Here is a 17,960-nt window from a genome sequence, read left to right as displayed (position 1 = left end):
TAGACACCTAAAGGAGGTTTTTTGAATGGCAAAAGAAATGCCTGAAATTGAAGAATATAAATATGGGTTTTCTGATAAAGACGTTTCTGTTTTCCGTACAGAGCGCGGTTTAACCAAAACAGTAGTCGAAGAAATATCCAGATTGAAAGAGGAACCTGAGTGGATGCTGGAATATCGTCTGAAGTCACTGGAACATTTTTATGAGCGTCCAATGCCTCAATGGGGCGGCGACTTGTCTGGCCTTGATTTTGATGAAATCGTCTATTATGTAAAACCATCCGAAAGACAGGGAAAGTCTTGGGATGAAGTGCCTGACGAAATCAAACAGACATTTGATAAGCTGGGTATTCCGGAGGCAGAACAGAAGTATCTGGCTGGTGTATCCGCACAATATGAATCAGAAGTTGTCTATCACAGCTTGAAAGAAGATTTGGAAGAATTGGGTATTGTATTTAAAGATACAGACACAGCCCTCAAAGAAAATGAGGATCTTTTCAGGGAACATTTCGGAAAAGTAATTCCTTATTCCGATAATAAGTTCGCAGCACTCAACTCAGCTGTATGGTCAGGCGGATCCTTCATCTACGTTCCAAAGGGAGTAGAAACGACTACCCCGCTGCAGGCATATTTCCGGATAAACTCCGAAAATATGGGGCAATTTGAACGGACATTGATCATTGTTGATGAAGGAGCTTCTGTACATTATGTAGAAGGATGTACAGCACCAGTCTATACAACCAACTCTCTTCACAGTGCTGTAGTGGAGATTATTGTAAAGAAAGATGCGTACTGCCGTTATACGACCATCCAGAACTGGGCGAACAATGTCTATAACCTTGTAACGAAAAGGGCAGTCTGTGATGCGAATGCAACCATGGAATGGATTGATGGAAATATTGGTTCTAAGTTGACCATGAAATATCCTGCTGTACTGCTTAGAGGGGAAGGTGCACGTGGGAATACTCTTTCCATTGCAATAGCCGGAAAAGGGCAATTGCAGGATGCAGGGGCGAAAATGCATCACCTTGCGCCAAATACGCATTCATCCATCGTATCCAAATCTATTTCCAAACAAGGCGGAAAGGTTTCCTATCGTGGCCTCGTCCATTTCGGTCGTAAAGCCTCAGGTTCCCGTTCTAATATTGAATGTGATACCCTGATTATGGATAACGAATCCACCTCGGATACTATTCCATATAATGAAATTTATAATGACAATATTTCTCTTGAACACGAAGCAAAGGTTTCCAAGGTTTCGGAAGAACAATTATTCTATCTGATGAGCAGAGGGTTGAGTGAAGAAGAAGCAACCGAAATGATCGTCATGGGATTCATTGAGCCGTTTACTAAGGAACTGCCTATGGAATATGCCGTAGAAATGAATCGCCTGATCAAATTTGAGATGGAAGGTTCTATCGGTTAAGTGATTTATAAAAGTCCGCATATGCGGGCTTTTTCTTTTTCATCCATGTGTATGGGAAAAAGGAGGAATTAATGCTAAGATAAATAAAGAATACATAAGAATTGAAGTGGTAGAGTTTGGTATATGTAATTTGCTTGCTTATTGGATTATTGACTTCCTTCGTAGGAAGTTTGGCAGGGTTGGGCGGGGGAATAATATTAGTACCCAGCCTATTGATTTTGAATACGTATATGGATGCTTTCAACTGGGCAACACCTCAGGCAATTGTTGGGATATCTTTAGTGACCATGGTATTTACAGCTTTGTCATCCACTCTTGCCTATTATAAAAAAGGAAGGATCGACTTCAGAACAGGTTGGCTTCTTCTGTCCGGCAGCATCCCAGGTGGAATAGCCGGGTCCTGGATGAACCAGTTTGTCGAAACAGAGCAGTTCCTATTGTTCTTCGGTTTATTGATGATCTGTATTTCTCTGCTTTTTTTTATTAGACGGCAGACATTCGGAAGCAAAGCAACCAAAAGAAGGCGGGGAGTCCGGACATTCTGGATAGATGGCAAAACATATGAATATACAGTAACCATCGGACCTGCCTTTCTGCTCTCCTTATTTGTAGGAGTAATGTCCGGATTATTCGGTATCGGAGGCGGATCGGTGATGGTTCCAGCCATGATTCTCCTTTTTGGACTGCCAGCACACCTCGCTACCGCGACATCGATGTTTATGATTCTGTTTGTAAGTCTCATAGGCGCCGGCACTCACCTGGCACTCGGACATATTATGTGGCAATATGCTGTCTTTTTCATACCAGGAGCTTGGTTTGGCGGGAAAATTGGTGCATTTGTTAATCAGAGACTACATGGAAGAGCACTGGAGTGGATACTACGTCTGTTGCTGATTATGATAGGTATCCGTATGATATTCCAGGGTATTTCGTAAGGAGTATGCCATATGCAGGAAAAATTATATTTTTACTATACTAACGATTTACATAGCAACTTTGAACAATGGGCCAAAGCCGCAGGATATCTGAAGAACGCAAAAGATAGCCGGCTAGACGCGGGAGAGTCATGCTGGCTAGTAGATATCGGTGACCATGTAGACAGAGTCCACCCCATCGCCGAAGCATTTATGGGAAAGGCCAATGTGGGTCTCTTGAATGATGCGGGATATGACTTGGCGACTATTGGAAATAATGAGGGGATTACGTTAGCACATCAGGATTTATTCCATTTATACGATGAGGCTGAATTCGAGGTGGTATGTGCAAATCTCCATAGTCTGGATCAGCAATCCCCAGACTGGTTGAAGTCAGTCTCCACTCTCACCTCCTATAATGGTGTGAAAGTTGGTGTAATTGGATTGACGGCTCCATTCAATGCTTTCTATGAACTGTTGGGTTGGCACATTTCCTCCCCGTATGCCACATTGGAAGCACATATAAGAAAGATGAAAGAGTCCGCTGACGTAATTATTCTTCTATCTCATCTTGGTTTAAACGAGGACCAGGAGATAGCGAGACGCCATCCTGAGATTGATGTAATCATTGGAGGGCATACACATCATCTTCTCCATAGTGGTGAGAATGTGAATAATACACTTATCACGGCGGCTGGCAAACATTGTACTTACGCGGGAGAGGTCATTCTGACATGGGACCACCATCAGAAAAAGCTGGTAAATAAAGAAGCCTATACAAGGGATATAACAAAGCTGGCTAAGGATCTTCCAACAGAGCAAAAGTTGCTTGAACTCTACGAGAAAGCCGAGGAAATTATGGGCGAAAACGTTGTGACTATCCAGGAGCCGATAGAGGTACAATGGTTTTCACCGACTCCTTTGATGGAGCGGCTGACCGAAAGGGTGCAGGATTGGACAAAGGCGGATTGTGCCATGCTAAATGCCGGCTTGCTCCTTGATCATTTTCCGGCGGGAGAAGTTACTTATCATGATATTCATCGGATATGCCCTCATCCAATTAATCCGGTTGTCGTGGAACTCAAAGGAGATGAACTAGTAGAGGTTATCCGTGCTTCCCTCACGAAAGACTTCATGGAATTGAAATTGAAGGGGTTCGGGTTTCGAGGAGAAGTGCTCGGCAGAATGGTATTTACAGGAGTGGACGTAGAAACCGGGTGTAGGCCGGATGGAGAGGAATATGTGAGGAAAGTCACCATGAACGGCCAGCCGTTAGATATGGAGAGGAACTATACAGTGGCAACGGCAGATACCTTTACATTTGGCCGGCTGCTTCCAGAGGTTGCTAAGTCGGAAAGAAAAGAATATTTTCTGCCGGAATTCTTGAGGAACCTGCTGGCAGATACGCTGCGAAAGAATTACGGGATCCATTCGTGACACTTTAATGCCCCCTTGCATACAAATATAGTGTTAGTTACGAAGGGGGCATTTTAAAGATGATCACAGTGAATCCATTAGAGGTTGACGGCATGATTTTCACAGCCATTCGAGTTGAATTGCCAAAAACCAATTTGCTGATGATTTCCAATGACATCGGTTATATTATGTGTGCAGCACTGGATGTGGATATTTTTAATGAAAATGAGAAATTAAGGAAGAGAAATGTAATCGCCGGCAGGGCGGTTGGAGTCAGAACCATTGAAGAATTGCTTCATGCACCTTTGGAAAAAGTTACGGATGCTTCCAAGGAATATGGCTGGGAGCCGGGAATGACTGGAAAAGAGGCTCTTCTTAACATCTCTTAAAACACCTTCCTCACTGGAAGGTGTTTTCTATTCTAATATGGTTTAAGAGTAGCGTTAGTATCATTGTCCCTAAGTTAATATTTGGACGTCTACCCTCCTTAATACAAGCATAAGGTGTAATAAGGGGGGTTGACGTTGAGAAAGAAAATGGGTTTCAAAAAGAGTTTTTCGCCACCTCCAAGAAAAAATCTATTTCTGATCACTACAGTATTCTTCACATTATTTGTAATGTTGAGCATCTGGCTGATCGATGAAGGAATTGAACCTACCTTGATGGAAATAGCAGAAGTCAAAACAGATGAGTTTGCTACCCGTGCCATTAATTCTGCTGTTCGATTTGCTGAAAGCTATAATTATGATGAAGTATTGCGGATCACATATGATGACGAGGGAAACGTGGCTACTTATACATGGAATCCGGCAGTTGTCAGTGAAATAAATCGAGTGGCCACCGACAGGGTAGAAGAATTTTTCATGCATGTGAACAGGGGAGACCCTATTACATATGATTATTCATTGCATGATCCCTATGATTACAATGAAGGTGCTGAGGACAGAGCCGAACATGATCCGACACTGGTAGAGATCCCTCTCGGCCAGGTAACGGGAAATACGGTACTTGCAAATCTCGGTCCAACCATACCAGTCAACTTGGAACTGGTAGGAAGTGTGCGTACCAATATTGTCCGGGAAGAGGAAGAGTTTGGCATAAACGGAGCATGGGTTTCTCTTTACGTAAACGTCGAAGCAGATGTACAAATTGTTATCCCATTTACCACGGAAGTTAAGACGGTACAGACAGAAATATATATTGACAGCGGCGCTATAATGGGGGACGTTCCCGATTTCTATGGTGGTAGCAGTTCAGGTCCTTCTATAGCAGTTCCAAAAGATGACTTGCAGAATGAATGAAAATCTAGTATAGTATTATCGTTAATTGAATAATATAACCTTATCAGATCGGTGAGGTAGAGGTGCAGATAATATAAGTAGTCAGCAGGAGAATGACAACGATGATGGCTGTCGAAAGGATTGTCTGCCGAAGGATAATAAGGGGTCATACTTATTATTGCTGGTATATCCTTGAATAAGGGGTGTACTGTCATGCTGCAGTGTGCATGGAGAACTACTGATCGAAATGGAGGATAACGTATATTGTGATGCAATGATAGGTTATTTTCTATCATTGTGTTTTTTTGTGCTTTTTTCGGAAAAGCCAGAGAAGTCACAGGCTTTGATTCAATCTGCCCCATTTCCTATTAGTTATCTTTCAGGCACCAGCAAATATTTTTTGGAGGTAACAGAATGGAAGGTACAATTTTTTCAATTATACCGGCAATACTAATGCTGGTTTTAGTTTTACTTACAAGGAAGGTGCTCATTTCTCTGGGAGCGGGGATTATTGTAGGCGCTCTGCTTATTCACAATTTCTCCGTATGGGACGCAATAAAAGAAGTATGGAATGTGTTCTATACTATTTTCATCACTGAGGGGGCCTTGAATACAGGCAATATCCTGCTCATTTCCTTCCTTCTTCTTCTTGGAATTATGACGGCATTTCTGCAAGCTTCGGGTGGAAGCCGCGCCTTCGGAGACTGGATGATGAAACGTATCCGGACGAGAAGAGGTGCCCAGCTGATGACACCAGTATTGGGTATTATTATTTTTATTGATGATTATTTCAACGCATTAGCAGTTGGACAGATTGCTCGCCCGATTACAGACAGACACCGCGTATCCCGGGCTAAGCTTGCATATTTTATCGATTCCACCTCGGCCCCGATCACGGTGGTTTCGCCGATATCCAGCTGGGGGGCGTATATTATTGGCATATTAGGCGGTTTATTTGCTGCAAATGAGGTGACGGATTATCAGCCTCTATCTGCTTTCCTGCAAATGGTCCCCCTCAATTTATATGCATTGGCAGCCTTGCTCCTCGTCTTTATAACGGCTTATTTCAATCTCGACATTGGTGCTATGCGCCGTCATGAGCAAAGAGCCGTAGAGAAAGGTCACCTGTTGAACCCGGAGCAGGATAATGTTCCTGGAGATTTGGGAGATACCTTTGCACCACACAACGATGGAAGGGTCCATCATTTGCTGACTCCGATCGCTGTGCTGGTTGGTGTAACGGTAGCTTCTATGATTATTACCGGTGCCCAGGCATCTGAAGGTGAAGTTGATATCCTGTCTATATTTGCAAATACGGACGTTAACCTCTCACTCTTCCTTGGAGGGGCAGCAGCTGTATTAGCTGGCCTTGTTCTCCACTTCCTGCAGAAGGCTCCGCGTGCCAACACGTGGAAAGTGCTGCTAGAAGGAATAAAAACCATGCTTCCTGCAATTTATATTTTGATACTTGCGTGGATGATCGGTGATATAATAGGTACCTTGGAAACAGGTGAGTACCTTGCTCAAATAGTAAGTGACGCAAATATCGGCGGATCGATGCTCCCATTCATCTTTTTCTTGATTGCCGGACTAATGGCATTGGGAACTGGAACTTCTTGGGGAACATTCGGGATTATGCTTCCAATTGCGGCGGAAGTGGCTGTATTGACCGATGTAAATATGCTGCTGCCTTCATTAGCAGCCGTCTTGGCAGGTGCCGTTTTCGGTGATCACTGTACACCAATTTCGGATACCACCATTCTTTCTTCGACAGGAGCAGGCTCCAATCATATAGACCATGTCATCACGCAGCTGCCATATGCCAGCATTTCAGCTGGAGCTGCCGGAGCAGGGTATTTACTATTGGGATTAACAAGTCAGGTATGGCTAGCCCTATTACTGACACTGGGAATAATTATTCTTACCTCGTTGATTCTTCATACAGCCAAAAAACAATAGAAGATTGGCAGTTAACGCATTTCTCCTTTAATAAAAAGGGGGAATGCGTTTTTATTTATAAGTGGAAAAGATCTAGTTATCTGGTTTCCCAGGGAGAGAATAATAAGCCCAGCCTAACAACTGTCACCTTTTCCTTCTTCATCAAAACTACGATCGCTCACAGGTACTCTTCAAACGTCCATTTTCAATGAACAGGTATCCTGAGCTATTTTTCTCTGTCCTCCATCGGAACAGGCGAAGTATCCTAATTTCTTTAGGGAAAAACTAAAATATTACTTTGACATAGGAGAAAAGTACCGTTATAATACTATTAATATCTGAAAAAAGAAAAATTTTTAAACATTCCTTGATATGCTCAGACATAGATTAGTTATATCAAGGGGGAATTTAAAAGGAGGAGGTCTGCAAATGAATACACGCTCTCAATGGGGGACAAGAGCAGGGTTTATTCTTGCAGCTGTAGGTTCCGCAGTCGGACTTGGAAATATCTGGAGATTCCCGGCCGTTGCGTATGAAAATGGTGGGGGAGCATTTTTTATTCCGTACTTGTTTGCATTGCTGACAGCCGGTATACCTATTTTGATTATGGAATTTACCATGGGGCATAAATACCGTGGCTCTGCACCACTGACGTTCAGCAGGATGAACAAGAAAACAGAATGGATTGGCTGGTGGGGAGTACTGGTTGCTTTTGTTATCTCGACTTATTACTCTGTAATCATTGCTTGGGCAATTTCTTATACCCTGTTTTCCTTTAATTTAAGCTGGGGATCAGACACAGAAGGATTTTTATTCAGCAATTATCTTAATTTGGCGGATCCCGGGGAGATCGGAGGATTTGTTCCGGGCGTACTGATTCCACTGATTGTTGTTTGGGCTGTGGTCTTGGGCATCCTTTTTAAAGGGGTCAAGAAAGGTATTGAAGTTGCAAATAGGATATTCATACCATTATTAGTAATTATATTTCTTATCATCGTACTGCGCGCTGTAACACTGCCAGGTGCGGTCGAGGGACTTGAAGCGTTTTTCGCACCGAACTTTTCACAAATTATGTCGCCGGACGTATGGATTGCCGCCTATGGCCAAATATTTTTCAGCTTGTCCATCGCATTTGCGATTATGATTACCTATTCTAGCTATTTGCCAAAGAAATCAGATATAACAAATAACGCATTTATCGTTGGTTTAGGTAACTCCAGTTTTGAATTGCTGGCAGGGATCGGCGTTTTCGGTATTCTTGGTTTCATGGCAGTACAGTCCAACGTGGCTGTTGATGAAGTAGTTGCCGGCGGGGTAGGCCTTGCATTTGTTGTTTTCCCGGCTATCATCAATGAATTTCCAGCAATGAATGAACTGTTCGGATTCCTGTTTTTTGCATCACTTGTACTCGCGGGCTTATCTTCCCTTATGTCCATCTCAGAGACATACATCTCCGGATTGGTAGATAAATTTAATATATCCAGGGGTAAGGCAGTCTTATTCGGCGGAGGTCTGGCCGCGCTTATTTCTCTGCTTTATGCCACGCAGGGCGGTCTGAATTTCCTTGACTCTGTAGATTACTTCATCAACCAGTTCGGCGTTGCCCTTATAGGCCTGGTGGAAGTTGTGGTGATTGCATGGTTCTTACGCGAACTTAGTGGTTTGCAGTCGCATGCCAATGAAATTTCCGATATTCGACTGGGTTCCTGGTGGACGATTAGTCTGACTGTCATAACTCCTATTGTGCTTGGATATATGATGTTTGGATTGTTTACCCAGAACTTTTTACAGCGGTTTGATACAGAGACCGGTAACTATGGTGGGTATACCGATTCATTTATTATGTTTACGGGATGGGCAGTTGCCGCAGCCGCATTAATTATTGGCATTGCCCTCTCCCTTACCAATTGGAAGGCTTCCTCAGAAACAGGTTATCAAGAGAATGAATCAAGGGAGGTCAAATAGTATGAGTGCTGGTGCAATTACTGTAATGATTATCGGTATGACAGTAATATGGGGAGGTTTAGCCGGCAGTATCGGTTATGCTATAAAAAAAGGAAAGGAATCCAAATAGTATAGAAACTATTGTTTTGGAATATCCTCTGTCTAGGCAGATAATTGAAAAATAATTCAACGGCCTCACTCCTACACTTTTTAGGGGTGGGGCCGTTGAATGATTCTGAAGATGGGTGGTTCTTCTCCATATTAGCAGTCTCCTTGCTTCCCAAGTGAGTACATAGAAATCAGCAAAATCCCCCTTAAAGTAGACAGCCTTTACTCATGACCTGTCTACTTTTAAGGAGTCATCTGCAGGTAACCTTTGACTTTACTTATTTTTAGCCATTCTCTCCCATTTCTTTAAGAATGGATATGGGTCGAATGACCATTCCTTTTTGCCGTTATCTTTATACATTCCATAATGAAGATGGGGAGGGAATTTTCCTGAAGTCCCAGGGGGGCCGTAGCCTGTCGATCCTACACTCCCAAGTACATCTCCTGGCTTGACAACCTGGCCTACTTCAAGGTCTTCTTCATACCCGCTCATATGTGCATAGTAGTGATAGATGTTATATATATCTCTGATACCAATTCTCCATCCACCATATAGGTTCCATCCCATCATTTCTACCACACCATAAGTTGTTGATTTGACTGGTGTTCCGTAATCCGCAAAAATGTCAGTACCTTCATGAATACGGAGGCCGCCAAATCCACGTCTGTCACCCCAAGTATTGTTATAGCTGTAATTATATCCGGTAGCCACAGGGAAGTCACGATCCGTTAAATTGATGTTTTGGAACCGCTTAAACACCTTAGCTGTGTTCATAATTGTTTGTACCGTCAGATCTCGTTTATAGTGGTTCCATAGGGCAATTTTAATATCATCTCTTGTCGGCCCTTCCTCCAGAAGAATATTCGCAAAGGAGTAAAGCATATCTTCGGGATCGTCTGGATCGGCTTTCCCATCACCGTTCCCGTCTTTTCCCTTGCCATTGAACAGTTCGATAATCTCTTGCTCCTTGATGGATGCAATGTTGCCCGCACCAAACCATACTTCAGGTTTCAGGGAGATGGAGACTACCTTTTCCTCTTCTTCATTTTCCAGCATGTTCCTCTCATAATTGTCGATGGCAGCAAAGTAATACCAGGGGATTTGGGTTAGTGTCTCGGTTTTTTTAAATAGGGCCATCCTTTTTGCGTAAATATTCTCCTCTTCATTATCCTCGGCCTCAGCAAGGGCTAGCGAAGGACCAATGGTGAGAAGAAGCAATAGGATACCGAGGAGCCTTATATATTTCGCAATCAATGTTCTCACCTCTTTATATGGCATGTCATCAGGTTATTCTGCATTGGACTTGTCCATTTCCCTGATGATTTGGTCAATTGTATTATCAAAATTTCTGTTCTGGGTGGTAGAGTTGTGCAGACTTTGAATATCATCGATTAGACCTTTGTCACTTGAAACATGGATATCGAAATATCTGGGCATTACAGATTCAGCTGTCCGAGTTGCTGTATCCTCAGCAACTGTATCATCAAGTACATCGTTTTTTTCGTACGCAATCAGCACTTCCTGATCGGTTACTAATGTAGCTACTTGCTCAAATCCTTCACTCTGAAGAATTGTTCTGGTAATCATATCAGCCATTTCGGGGCGATTGATATCTATTTCTCGGTTTTGGTCATTTCTATCCAATTCATCTCTCTGATAATGAACAAAACCCAGCCGTTCATCCAATTCAGGATCGGCGTTCCCCTCCATTTGAGTGTTTGGATCTAATTCATCTGCAATCTCTTCTTGATCATTAGCGGCGTTATCCCCAGGAGCACATGCTCCCAGAAGTGCAAGTGAAAGAATGGCTGTTGAAGCCCAAGATTTTTTCATGTTAATCCTCCTAATTACTATTCAGTTATCTCTTTTTTAGTTTGTCGAAGGTAAGCAAAATCATTCATGATTATCATGGTAACTGGAGTATCACTTGTGATAAACTAAAAAAGATAAAGAGGGGTGATCAAGTTTGTTGGAACTGCATGGAAAGACATATGAATTAATTGAAAATGAAAAAAATGGTTTTGATGAAACGGCCCTGAAAGAACGATACTCGGAAATCTTGGCAAAGTATGATTTTATTGTCGGGGACTGGGGATACGAACAACTCCGATTAAAAGGTTTTTATACTGATCGGAATACGAAAGCACCACTTGATTCCCGTATCAGTACACTGGACGATTATCTTTACGAATATTGTAACTTTGGCTGTGCGTATTTTGTCCTAAAAAAAGTGGATAGATAAAAGGAGTATCAGACACAGTGTGACTGCTACTCCTTTTCTGGTATATTACCCTCTTCATCGTGGAGAGGGTGGGCCCCTGGAGTTTGCCTCGGCAGATCATCATGCAGGTCTTCACTTGGGTAAGTGAAAGCGCTCTGCCGCTGCTGGCCTTCTTTCCAGGGTGATGATTTACCCTGGACCGCTTGTTCCTCATTTATTGCGGAGCCGAAGGGCCCTTCAGGAAATTCTTCCGGGATGAGTTCATTCCTGACCCTGTCAACAGTAGAAAAGTCCGAGTACTTAGCATTGTGTTTTTTTGGCATGTTATCCTTCCTTTCTTCCTGTATCTTCTCCGGAAATAGTGAATATATGAGTAATAATCGTGGAGAGGTTGATCGATTATTCAACTGTTGAGGAATATGGTATTATTGAAAAGTGAGATCATATATGGAGGTAATGCACATGTACTTTGTTGACAGGGGGAGAATTGAAGAAATTCTTACATATATGGAAGGAGTCCTTGGGGAATTAAAAAAAGGAAGCTTCACGTCATCCTATGAAAAATACGCGTTGGAACGTATGGTCCATGTTCTGATTGAGTCTACGCTTGATGTGGGTAATATGATGATTGATGGGTTTATTATGCGGGATCCCGGGAGCTACGAGGATATTATCGATATCTTGATCGACGAAAAGGTGCTGCCTTCTGAAGAAGAAGAAAATTACAAGGAAGTCATCCGATTAAGAAAAACGCTGGTGAATGAGTACACCGCAGTCGACCATTATTCATTGTATGAGTCTGTACATAAAAACTGGGGTTCACTTCAAAATTTCAGCGCCCGGATCAGAAAGTATATGGATAATGAACTGGGAGTTGCCAACGCATTTACCAATGAATAGAAAATGGGAGGGAGAGGACAGTAAATCTCCCGTTATAGCAGCAAGGAGTGAAGCAGAAAAATGAACGAATATAAAGGGTATCTAATTGATTTAGACGGAACAATGTATTTAGGAAAGGACCCGATAGATGGTGCCAGGGAATTTGTGGATGCACTAAGTGAAAAAGGTATCCCATACCTGTTTGTCACCAATAATTCATCGGCGACACAGGAGAGGGTTTCCAACAAACTTAATCAATTCGGCATCAAATCAAGCCCGAAAAATGTGGTTACGACAAGTCTGGCCACAGCGAAATATATACGAGAGAAAAACCCTGACGCCAAGTGTAATGTAATTGGGGAAGAAGGTATACTGCAGGCTCTGAAAGAGGAAGGGCTGACAGTATCCGATGACGAAGATTGTGATTTTGTAGTAGTAGGAATAGATCGTCAGGTGACCTATGAAAAGTTTGCTAAAGCATGCCTGAATGTCCGTAATGGGGCTGTATTCATTTCCACTAACAGTGATGTTTCCATCCCGACAGAAAGGGGCATGCTTCCGGGTAATGGTTCACTTACCTCCGTCGTATCAGTCAGTACAGGAGTAGATCCCATTTTCATCGGAAAGCCGGAGTCCATTATTATGGAGGAGGCCTTGGATATGATTCAGCTATCCAAAGAGGAAACACTGATGGTTGGAGATAATTATCTGACAGATATTAAAGCAGGGATCAATGCAGGGATTGATACCTTGATGGTATTTACAGGAGTTACACCGTTTGAAAGATTGGAAGGGCTGAAGGTAAAGCCGACATATTATGTTCATAACCTGAAAGAATGGATAGAAAGAATATAGGAAGAGCCTAAAGCCGGCTCTTCCTTTTTCTTTATATAGAAGCTCGATCAGTCATCAACAGCCTCTTCATCGGCCGATTCACTATGAGCCAGGCGGGACGAAGCTGCAGCTGCAATGGCACCTACGATATCATCCAGGAAAGTGTGTACTTCTCCGCTGGATTTATCATTCAGTTTCTTGAGGATGCCTGGTTTTTGTTTATCAATATATCCATAATTTGTAAAGCCAATGGAACCATATACATTCACGATAGAAAGAGCAATGATTTCGTCCACTCCATAAAGACCTTCGTCGGTATCAATTGTTTTTTGGAGCGGTTGGTCAAGCATCTTTTTTTCCGCCATAACATCGAGCTGGATACCGGTCAAAATGGCGTTTTGCACTTCCCGCTTCGTAAGTACACGATCCACATTATGTCTGCATTCGTCCATGGAGAGATTTTCGTGATACTTTGATTGCAGATAGTAGACAAGTTCTGCAATATCTTCTAATTCTACACCTCTTTCCGAGAGCATCTGTCTAGCTTTTACTTCCAATTCACTTTGTCTTGTATTGTTTTCCACGATATCACCTTTTCTTTTAAATTGGTATTTTGGTTAAGTATTCCCTTTAATACTCATAAACTAATCATAAAAATATGGGGGGAGATTCCATTGCCATTTAGAGAACTGCTCGCATCCGATTATGTAGTGGATACTAAGGAGAAAATAAGGCTGGATGATGGGAGAGAAGGCTATGTAATGGATGATAATGTATATTTTACCATCACGGCTGATAATAAGGAAATGATTCATATGGAACAGGCGTCACTTGCCTATTACATGGCAGAGCGCAATTACACGCATATGGCTGTACCCATTCCCAATGTACATGGCAACTGGTATACCGACTACCGAGGCAAAAAACATTTGGTCTTAAGGACAAAGCTCAAATCCAGGAAAGATATAAGTACATCTGCAGGCAGGGAGCTGGCTGAGTTCCATGAGACAGGTACAGGATATCCTTATGAACCTCATTTTGCCTCCAGTTACGGTCAATGGCATTACCTATGGACGGAAAAACTGACGATGTTCGAACAAAAGGTAGAACATGAGAGCAACCAGAAGCATTCCTCTTTCTATCGGTCCCTGATGGATTATATGCCTTATATTATCGGAATCAGCGAGAATGCTATCCAATATATCCAGGAAACAGAGGGAGATAAAAGGTTCCATCACTATGATCAAGGAGTAATTGCTTTTCGAAGGTACCGGGATCAGTTAACTGGCTCTCTAATCTGGATGGAGGACCTGCTGTATGATCATCCAGCAAGAGATCTTGCCGAATATATCAGAATATTGATGCTGAATGAGAAGAGCGGGGAAGAAATGAGCTTATTTCTTAAGGATTATCAGTTAGTTAGACCATTATCCATATTCGGCTGGCGTTCATTGTATGCAAGGCTGCTGTTCCCTGTGCATATCTTCGATTGGCTTGAAAAATGTTTTCGTATGGAGAGGGAGAAGCTGCCTGACAAAGAATTGGTGAATATGATGGAAAGGCAGAAAAGATATGAACAAGGATTGAGAAACTTTTTTAAATATGCTGGCATTAATCATGAGGCAGATCAGATTCCTGTGTTACACTGGCTGTAGTATTTGAAGGAAGGGGATTCGGAAGATGGCTGAACAGCTAATTTACGTTACTAGAAAAATACCAGAGCAATTTCTACAAACCTATCAAAATCATTTTCGCTTTGAATGCTGGAACAAAGAGGAAGAGCCGGTTCCGAGGGAGATACTGTTGGAAAAAGCTGAAAAGGCCGATGGATTGTTGACCATGTTAAGCGATAAAATTGATCAAGAATTATTAGATCGTGCAACCCGGTTGAAAGTTGTCTCGAACTTGGCTGTAGGGTATGACAATATCGAGGTGGAAGAGGCGCGTAAAAGAGGGGTCGCCGTTACAAATACTCCTGATGTGTTGACAGATACTACTGCTGATCTGGCATTTGCGCTACTGATGGCAACAGCACGGAGGTTGGCGGAAGCAACTGACTTCGTAAGAGAGGATAGGTGGAGAAATTGGTCACCTTTTCTGCTCGCGGGATCGGATATTCACCATAAAACCATTGGTATTGTAGGGATGGGCAGGATTGGTGAGGCGATTGCCAAAAGGGCTCGCGGGTTTGGCATGAAGGTTCTGTATCATAATAGGACCCGCAAATATGAAGCAGAAAAGACATTGCCGGCAGTTTACAGAGAGTTTGATCAATTATTGCAGGAAGCTGATTATGTTGTCTCTGTATTGCCATTAACTGATGAAACTGCCGATTTATTCGATGCACAGGCTTTCAGATTAATGAAAGAAACTTCGATTTTCATTAATGTATCAAGGGGCGGTGTGGTCGATGAAAATGCTTTGTTGAAAGCGCTGAAGGCCAAAGAAATAAAAGCGGCAGGGCTGGATGTCTTCCGTGAGGAGCCGATTCGGTCAGACCATCCGTTTCTTGCACTGGAGAATTGCGTGTGCCTTCCGCACATTGGTTCCGCAAGTATGGAGACCAGAGCACAAATGATTAATCTGTGCTTGGAGAATCTAACAGCCGTTCTAGGCGGGGAAGACCCGAAAACACCAGTATTTTAATTGTCATATAGGGAAGAAGGTCACACCAAAGGAAGAGCCGTGAGTTGAGCATGTACCCACGGAGATCATGATAGGGAGTTTGGGGAAATACATGGTCAGGAGAACTTTTAAGTGGTTATTCTTGGATTTTATAGGTTATTAACAAGAAAAAAAGCAGACAGTGCTACCCGCCTGTCTGCTGCTCTACCTATATGTTTAAAATACCTGCTCGATTTCTGTAACACCTGGGACTTCAGCCATCAATGCCCGTTCAATCCCAGCTTTCAGTGTGATGGTGGAACTCGGGCAGTTGCCGCACGCTCCCATCAGACGAAGAAGTACAATGCCGTCTTCATCCACATCCACTAATTCGACATCTCCTCCATCACGAAGTAAAAATGGACGTAATTTGTTCAATACTTCTTGTACTTGTTCTTGCATTATCCATCTTCTCCTTTCCATATCCTCATTATACTTGCTTCACCTTGAAAAATCTATCTGAAAATTCCTTTTCTATATAAACGATCACTTTCATTTTATCTTTCTTTCAGGATTTTGTAAAATGAAATAAAGGGGGAAATTCGGTGAGCAAAGAAAAAGTAAAGATTACTGTATATGGTGCAGAGCAGATATGTGCAAGCTGTGTCGGTGCGCCGGGGTCATGGGATACCTATGAATGGCTGCAGGCCGCAATTGCAAGAAAATATGTGTCCGATCATGTAGAATATGAATATATAGATGTAGAAAGTCCTCCGGATATGGAATACCATAGGAAGTATGCTCAAAAGATACAGGACGATGAATATTTATATCCATTGGTACTAGTGAATGATAAGATAGTGGCAGAAGGCATTCCTAGACTGAAGCCGATATACCAAGAGCTGGAAAAGCAAGGGGTAATGCTTCAGGAGAATAAGTGAAAGAGGGATAAAAGATGGAAGTACCGTTTATTAAGATGCACGGGCTGGGAAACAATTATATCTATGTAGATTTATTTCAAAATAAATTGAAAGAGGAAGAAATCCCGGATATTGCCAGGGGAGTTTCTAATGTAAATACTGGGATTGGGTCGGATGGATTGATTTTGATCCAACCAAGTGAGCGAGCAGATGTTGCCATGAGAATATTCAACAGGGATGGTTCGGAAGGCAATACATGCGGGAATGGGCTGCGCTGTACAGCTAAATATGCTTATGAGCAAGGCTATGTCTCAACGGAGCAGTTCCAGATTGAAACCAAGGCAAATGTTGTAGATGCAGAAGTTAAACCGGATAGAGGGGCAGTTCATAGGGTTACCATTAATATGGGGAAACCTTATCTGCGCCGATCAGAAATCCCGATGATGGGCCATGATGATCCAGAAGTGGTGGCTGAACCTTTTCAGGTTAATCAAGGTGAATGGAAAGTTACCGCTGTATCAATGGGAAACCCCCATGCTGTCTTCTTTGTAGATGCGATTGAAAATGCCCCGCTGAAGGAACTCGGCCCTGTTATAGAAAAAGATCAGCGTTTCCCGGAAGGCGTCAATGTGGAATTTGTTGAGGCAATTTCCAAACGGGAATTAAATTTCCGTGTATGGGAGCGGGGATCCGGCATTACGCAGGCATGTGGTACTGGTGCCTGTGCCGCAGTGGTGGCTGCTGTATTGAATGATCAGGCCGACTTGGACGAGGATATCACGGTCCATCTCCAGGGTGGCGACCTTACCATCCGTTGGAGCGTGGACGGCGCAGTATGGATGACAGGGGATGCAGAAACTATTGCCAAGGGAACATATTACTACAATCAACAGCAAAAGGTTGAATAGTTCTAATGCTGGTTGTATACTTGAACTAATGAATAAACCTTTCGCCTATAGGAGGTTCCGGAAAATGGTTATTACCTTGACAGATAACGCAAGTGCCCGTATCAAAGAGATGATGGAGGAAGAGTCAGAAGGTGCAATCCTGCGTTTTGGAATAAAGGGCGGAGGATGCAGCGGTTTGTCCTATTCACTAGGATTTGAATACGAGGTTAATGACGAACTTGACAGTGTGCAGCAAATCAACGGTATTCCTGTTGTGCTTAGCAATCAGGATATCCCTATTATTGAGGGAACCACTATTGATTTCAAACAGAATATGATGGGCGGCGGATTCAGTATTGATAATCCGAATGCAATTGTTTCCTGTGGTTGCGGCTCCTCTTTTCGTACCAAGGATAAGGTTGGTACGCCAGGAGATTGTTAAGTTTTTTGAATATGGCTGGGATGCTTATGCTTCCCAGCCTTTTTAGATATGCTTGGCATGTATGTTGACTTTAGGCTTTCTTTTCCTGAAGGGAACAGCTGAAATATTTTAACCCGCCCCTTATGAACAATGAACAAGGATTGAAGCGT

General features: G+C 42.8%; 21 protein-coding genes and 1 riboswitch. Of the genes, 16 read left to right on the top strand and 5 right to left on the bottom strand.

Going from position 1 to position 17,960, the window contains the following annotated elements:
• Positions 1-25 precede the first annotated feature (25 nt).
• The 8 genes from sufB (at position 26) to ACFODW_RS02135 (ending at position 9,045) form a co-directional block, all read left to right on the top strand.
• Positions 26-1,423 carry a Fe-S cluster assembly protein SufB gene (gene sufB / locus ACFODW_RS02170; RefSeq protein WP_390302265.1) on the top strand — a complete coding sequence of 466 codons (1,398 nt, stop codon included), beginning with the start codon at positions 26-28 and terminating at the stop codon, positions 1,421-1,423.
• 116 nt (positions 1,424-1,539) lie between these two features.
• Positions 1,540-2,358: a sulfite exporter TauE/SafE family protein gene (locus ACFODW_RS02165; RefSeq protein WP_390302262.1), complete on the top strand. Its 819-nt coding sequence runs from the start codon at positions 1,540-1,542 to the stop codon at positions 2,356-2,358.
• A 12-nt stretch (positions 2,359-2,370) separates the two neighbouring features.
• Positions 2,371-3,774 (top strand): bifunctional metallophosphatase/5'-nucleotidase, encoded by a 1,404-nt coding sequence (locus ACFODW_RS02160; RefSeq protein WP_390302259.1) that lies wholly within the window; start codon positions 2,371-2,373, stop codon positions 3,772-3,774.
• A gap of 59 nt (positions 3,775-3,833) precedes the next feature.
• Positions 3,834-4,142, top strand: a complete 309-nt coding sequence (locus ACFODW_RS02155; protein ID WP_390302256.1) for a YunC family protein — start codon at positions 3,834-3,836, stop codon at positions 4,140-4,142.
• Positions 4,143-4,277: 135 nt separating this feature from the next.
• Positions 4,278-5,054, top strand: a complete 777-nt coding sequence (gene yunB, locus ACFODW_RS02150; RefSeq protein WP_390302253.1) for a sporulation protein YunB — start codon at positions 4,278-4,280, stop codon at positions 5,052-5,054.
• Between the two features lie 49 nt (positions 5,055-5,103).
• Positions 5,104-5,279: riboswitch (Lysine riboswitch) on the top strand.
• 168 nt (positions 5,280-5,447) lie between these two features.
• Entirely contained in the window at positions 5,448-6,992 is a 1,545-nt protein-coding gene (locus ACFODW_RS02145; protein WP_390302250.1) for a Na+/H+ antiporter NhaC family protein, read from the top strand.
• Between the two features lie 408 nt (positions 6,993-7,400).
• Positions 7,401-8,936 (top strand): sodium-dependent transporter, encoded by a 1,536-nt coding sequence (locus ACFODW_RS02140; protein ID WP_390302247.1) that lies wholly within the window; start codon positions 7,401-7,403, stop codon positions 8,934-8,936.
• Position 8,937: 1 nt separating this feature from the next.
• Entirely contained in the window at positions 8,938-9,045 is a 108-nt protein-coding gene (locus tag ACFODW_RS02135) for a MetS family NSS transporter small subunit (protein ID WP_390302244.1), read from the top strand.
• Between the two features lie 252 nt (positions 9,046-9,297).
• Here ACFODW_RS02135 and ACFODW_RS02130 read toward each other — a convergent pair whose 3' ends face one another.
• A complete protein-coding gene (locus ACFODW_RS02130; protein WP_390302241.1) occupies positions 9,298-10,278 on the bottom strand; it encodes a M23 family metallopeptidase in 981 nt (326 codons plus the stop codon).
• 33 nt (positions 10,279-10,311) lie between these two features.
• Positions 10,312-10,857 (bottom strand): YhcN/YlaJ family sporulation lipoprotein, encoded by a 546-nt coding sequence (locus ACFODW_RS02125; RefSeq protein ID WP_390302238.1) that lies wholly within the window; start codon positions 10,855-10,857, stop codon positions 10,312-10,314.
• Between the two features lie 133 nt (positions 10,858-10,990).
• Here ACFODW_RS02125 and ACFODW_RS02120 point away from each other — a divergent pair, with 133 nt between their 5' ends.
• Complete coding sequence (locus ACFODW_RS02120; RefSeq protein WP_390302235.1) at positions 10,991-11,266, top strand: YutD family protein; 276 nt, start codon at positions 10,991-10,993, stop codon at positions 11,264-11,266.
• A gap of 26 nt (positions 11,267-11,292) precedes the next feature.
• Here the strand turns inward: ACFODW_RS02120 and ACFODW_RS02115 are convergent, their stop codons facing one another.
• Complete coding sequence (locus ACFODW_RS02115; RefSeq protein WP_390302232.1) at positions 11,293-11,568, bottom strand: hypothetical protein; 276 nt, start codon at positions 11,566-11,568, stop codon at positions 11,293-11,295.
• A 139-nt stretch (positions 11,569-11,707) separates the two neighbouring features.
• Here ACFODW_RS02115 and ACFODW_RS02110 point away from each other — a divergent pair, with 139 nt between their 5' ends.
• Both ACFODW_RS02110 and ACFODW_RS02105 read left to right on the top strand, forming a co-directional pair.
• Positions 11,708-12,145 carry a DUF86 domain-containing protein gene (locus ACFODW_RS02110; RefSeq protein ID WP_390302229.1) on the top strand — a complete coding sequence of 146 codons (438 nt, stop codon included), beginning with the start codon at positions 11,708-11,710 and terminating at the stop codon, positions 12,143-12,145.
• A 60-nt stretch (positions 12,146-12,205) separates the two neighbouring features.
• The gene (locus ACFODW_RS02105) at positions 12,206-12,979 is read left to right on the top strand and encodes a TIGR01457 family HAD-type hydrolase (RefSeq protein ID WP_390302226.1); all 774 of its coding nucleotides are present in this window, start codon (positions 12,206-12,208) and stop codon (positions 12,977-12,979) included.
• Positions 12,980-13,026: 47 nt separating this feature from the next.
• Here the strand turns inward: ACFODW_RS02105 and ACFODW_RS02100 are convergent, their stop codons facing one another.
• Complete coding sequence (locus ACFODW_RS02100; RefSeq protein ID WP_390302814.1) at positions 13,027-13,494, bottom strand: phosphatidylglycerophosphatase A family protein; 468 nt, start codon at positions 13,492-13,494, stop codon at positions 13,027-13,029.
• Between the two features lie 138 nt (positions 13,495-13,632).
• Between ACFODW_RS02100 and ACFODW_RS02095 the strand changes: the two genes are divergently transcribed.
• Positions 13,633-14,613, top strand: a complete 981-nt coding sequence (locus tag ACFODW_RS02095) for a hypothetical protein (RefSeq protein ID WP_390302224.1) — start codon at positions 13,633-13,635, stop codon at positions 14,611-14,613.
• A 25-nt stretch (positions 14,614-14,638) separates the two neighbouring features.
• Complete coding sequence (locus tag ACFODW_RS02090; RefSeq protein WP_390302221.1) at positions 14,639-15,604, top strand: 2-hydroxyacid dehydrogenase; 966 nt, start codon at positions 14,639-14,641, stop codon at positions 15,602-15,604.
• A gap of 195 nt (positions 15,605-15,799) precedes the next feature.
• Here the strand turns inward: ACFODW_RS02090 and ACFODW_RS02085 are convergent, their stop codons facing one another.
• Complete coding sequence (locus ACFODW_RS02085) at positions 15,800-16,024, bottom strand: NifU family protein (protein ID WP_390273917.1); 225 nt, start codon at positions 16,022-16,024, stop codon at positions 15,800-15,802.
• A gap of 143 nt (positions 16,025-16,167) precedes the next feature.
• On the opposite strand from ACFODW_RS02085, the gene ACFODW_RS02080 reads away from it, so the two are divergent.
• The 3 genes from ACFODW_RS02080 to ACFODW_RS02070 all read left to right on the top strand — a co-directional run bounded on the left by ACFODW_RS02080 (position 16,168) and on the right by ACFODW_RS02070 (position 17,811).
• Positions 16,168-16,503, top strand: a complete 336-nt coding sequence (locus ACFODW_RS02080) for a YuzD family protein (RefSeq protein ID WP_390302218.1) — start codon at positions 16,168-16,170, stop codon at positions 16,501-16,503.
• 14 nt (positions 16,504-16,517) lie between these two features.
• The gene (gene dapF, locus ACFODW_RS02075; RefSeq protein WP_390302215.1) at positions 16,518-17,390 is read left to right on the top strand and encodes a diaminopimelate epimerase; all 873 of its coding nucleotides are present in this window, start codon (positions 16,518-16,520) and stop codon (positions 17,388-17,390) included.
• A 64-nt stretch (positions 17,391-17,454) separates the two neighbouring features.
• Entirely contained in the window at positions 17,455-17,811 is a 357-nt protein-coding gene (locus tag ACFODW_RS02070; RefSeq protein WP_390302212.1) for a HesB/IscA family protein, read from the top strand.
• The last annotated feature ends 149 nt before the right edge of the window (positions 17,812-17,960 follow it).

Origin of the sequence: Virgibacillus sediminis (assembly GCF_042643265.1) — a bacterium.
Lineage (GTDB): Bacteria > Bacillota > Bacilli > Bacillales > Amphibacillaceae > Virgibacillus_O > Virgibacillus_O sediminis.
Note: the sequence above shows the minus strand (reverse complement) of the source record. Positions and strands in the feature narration are given on the sequence as shown.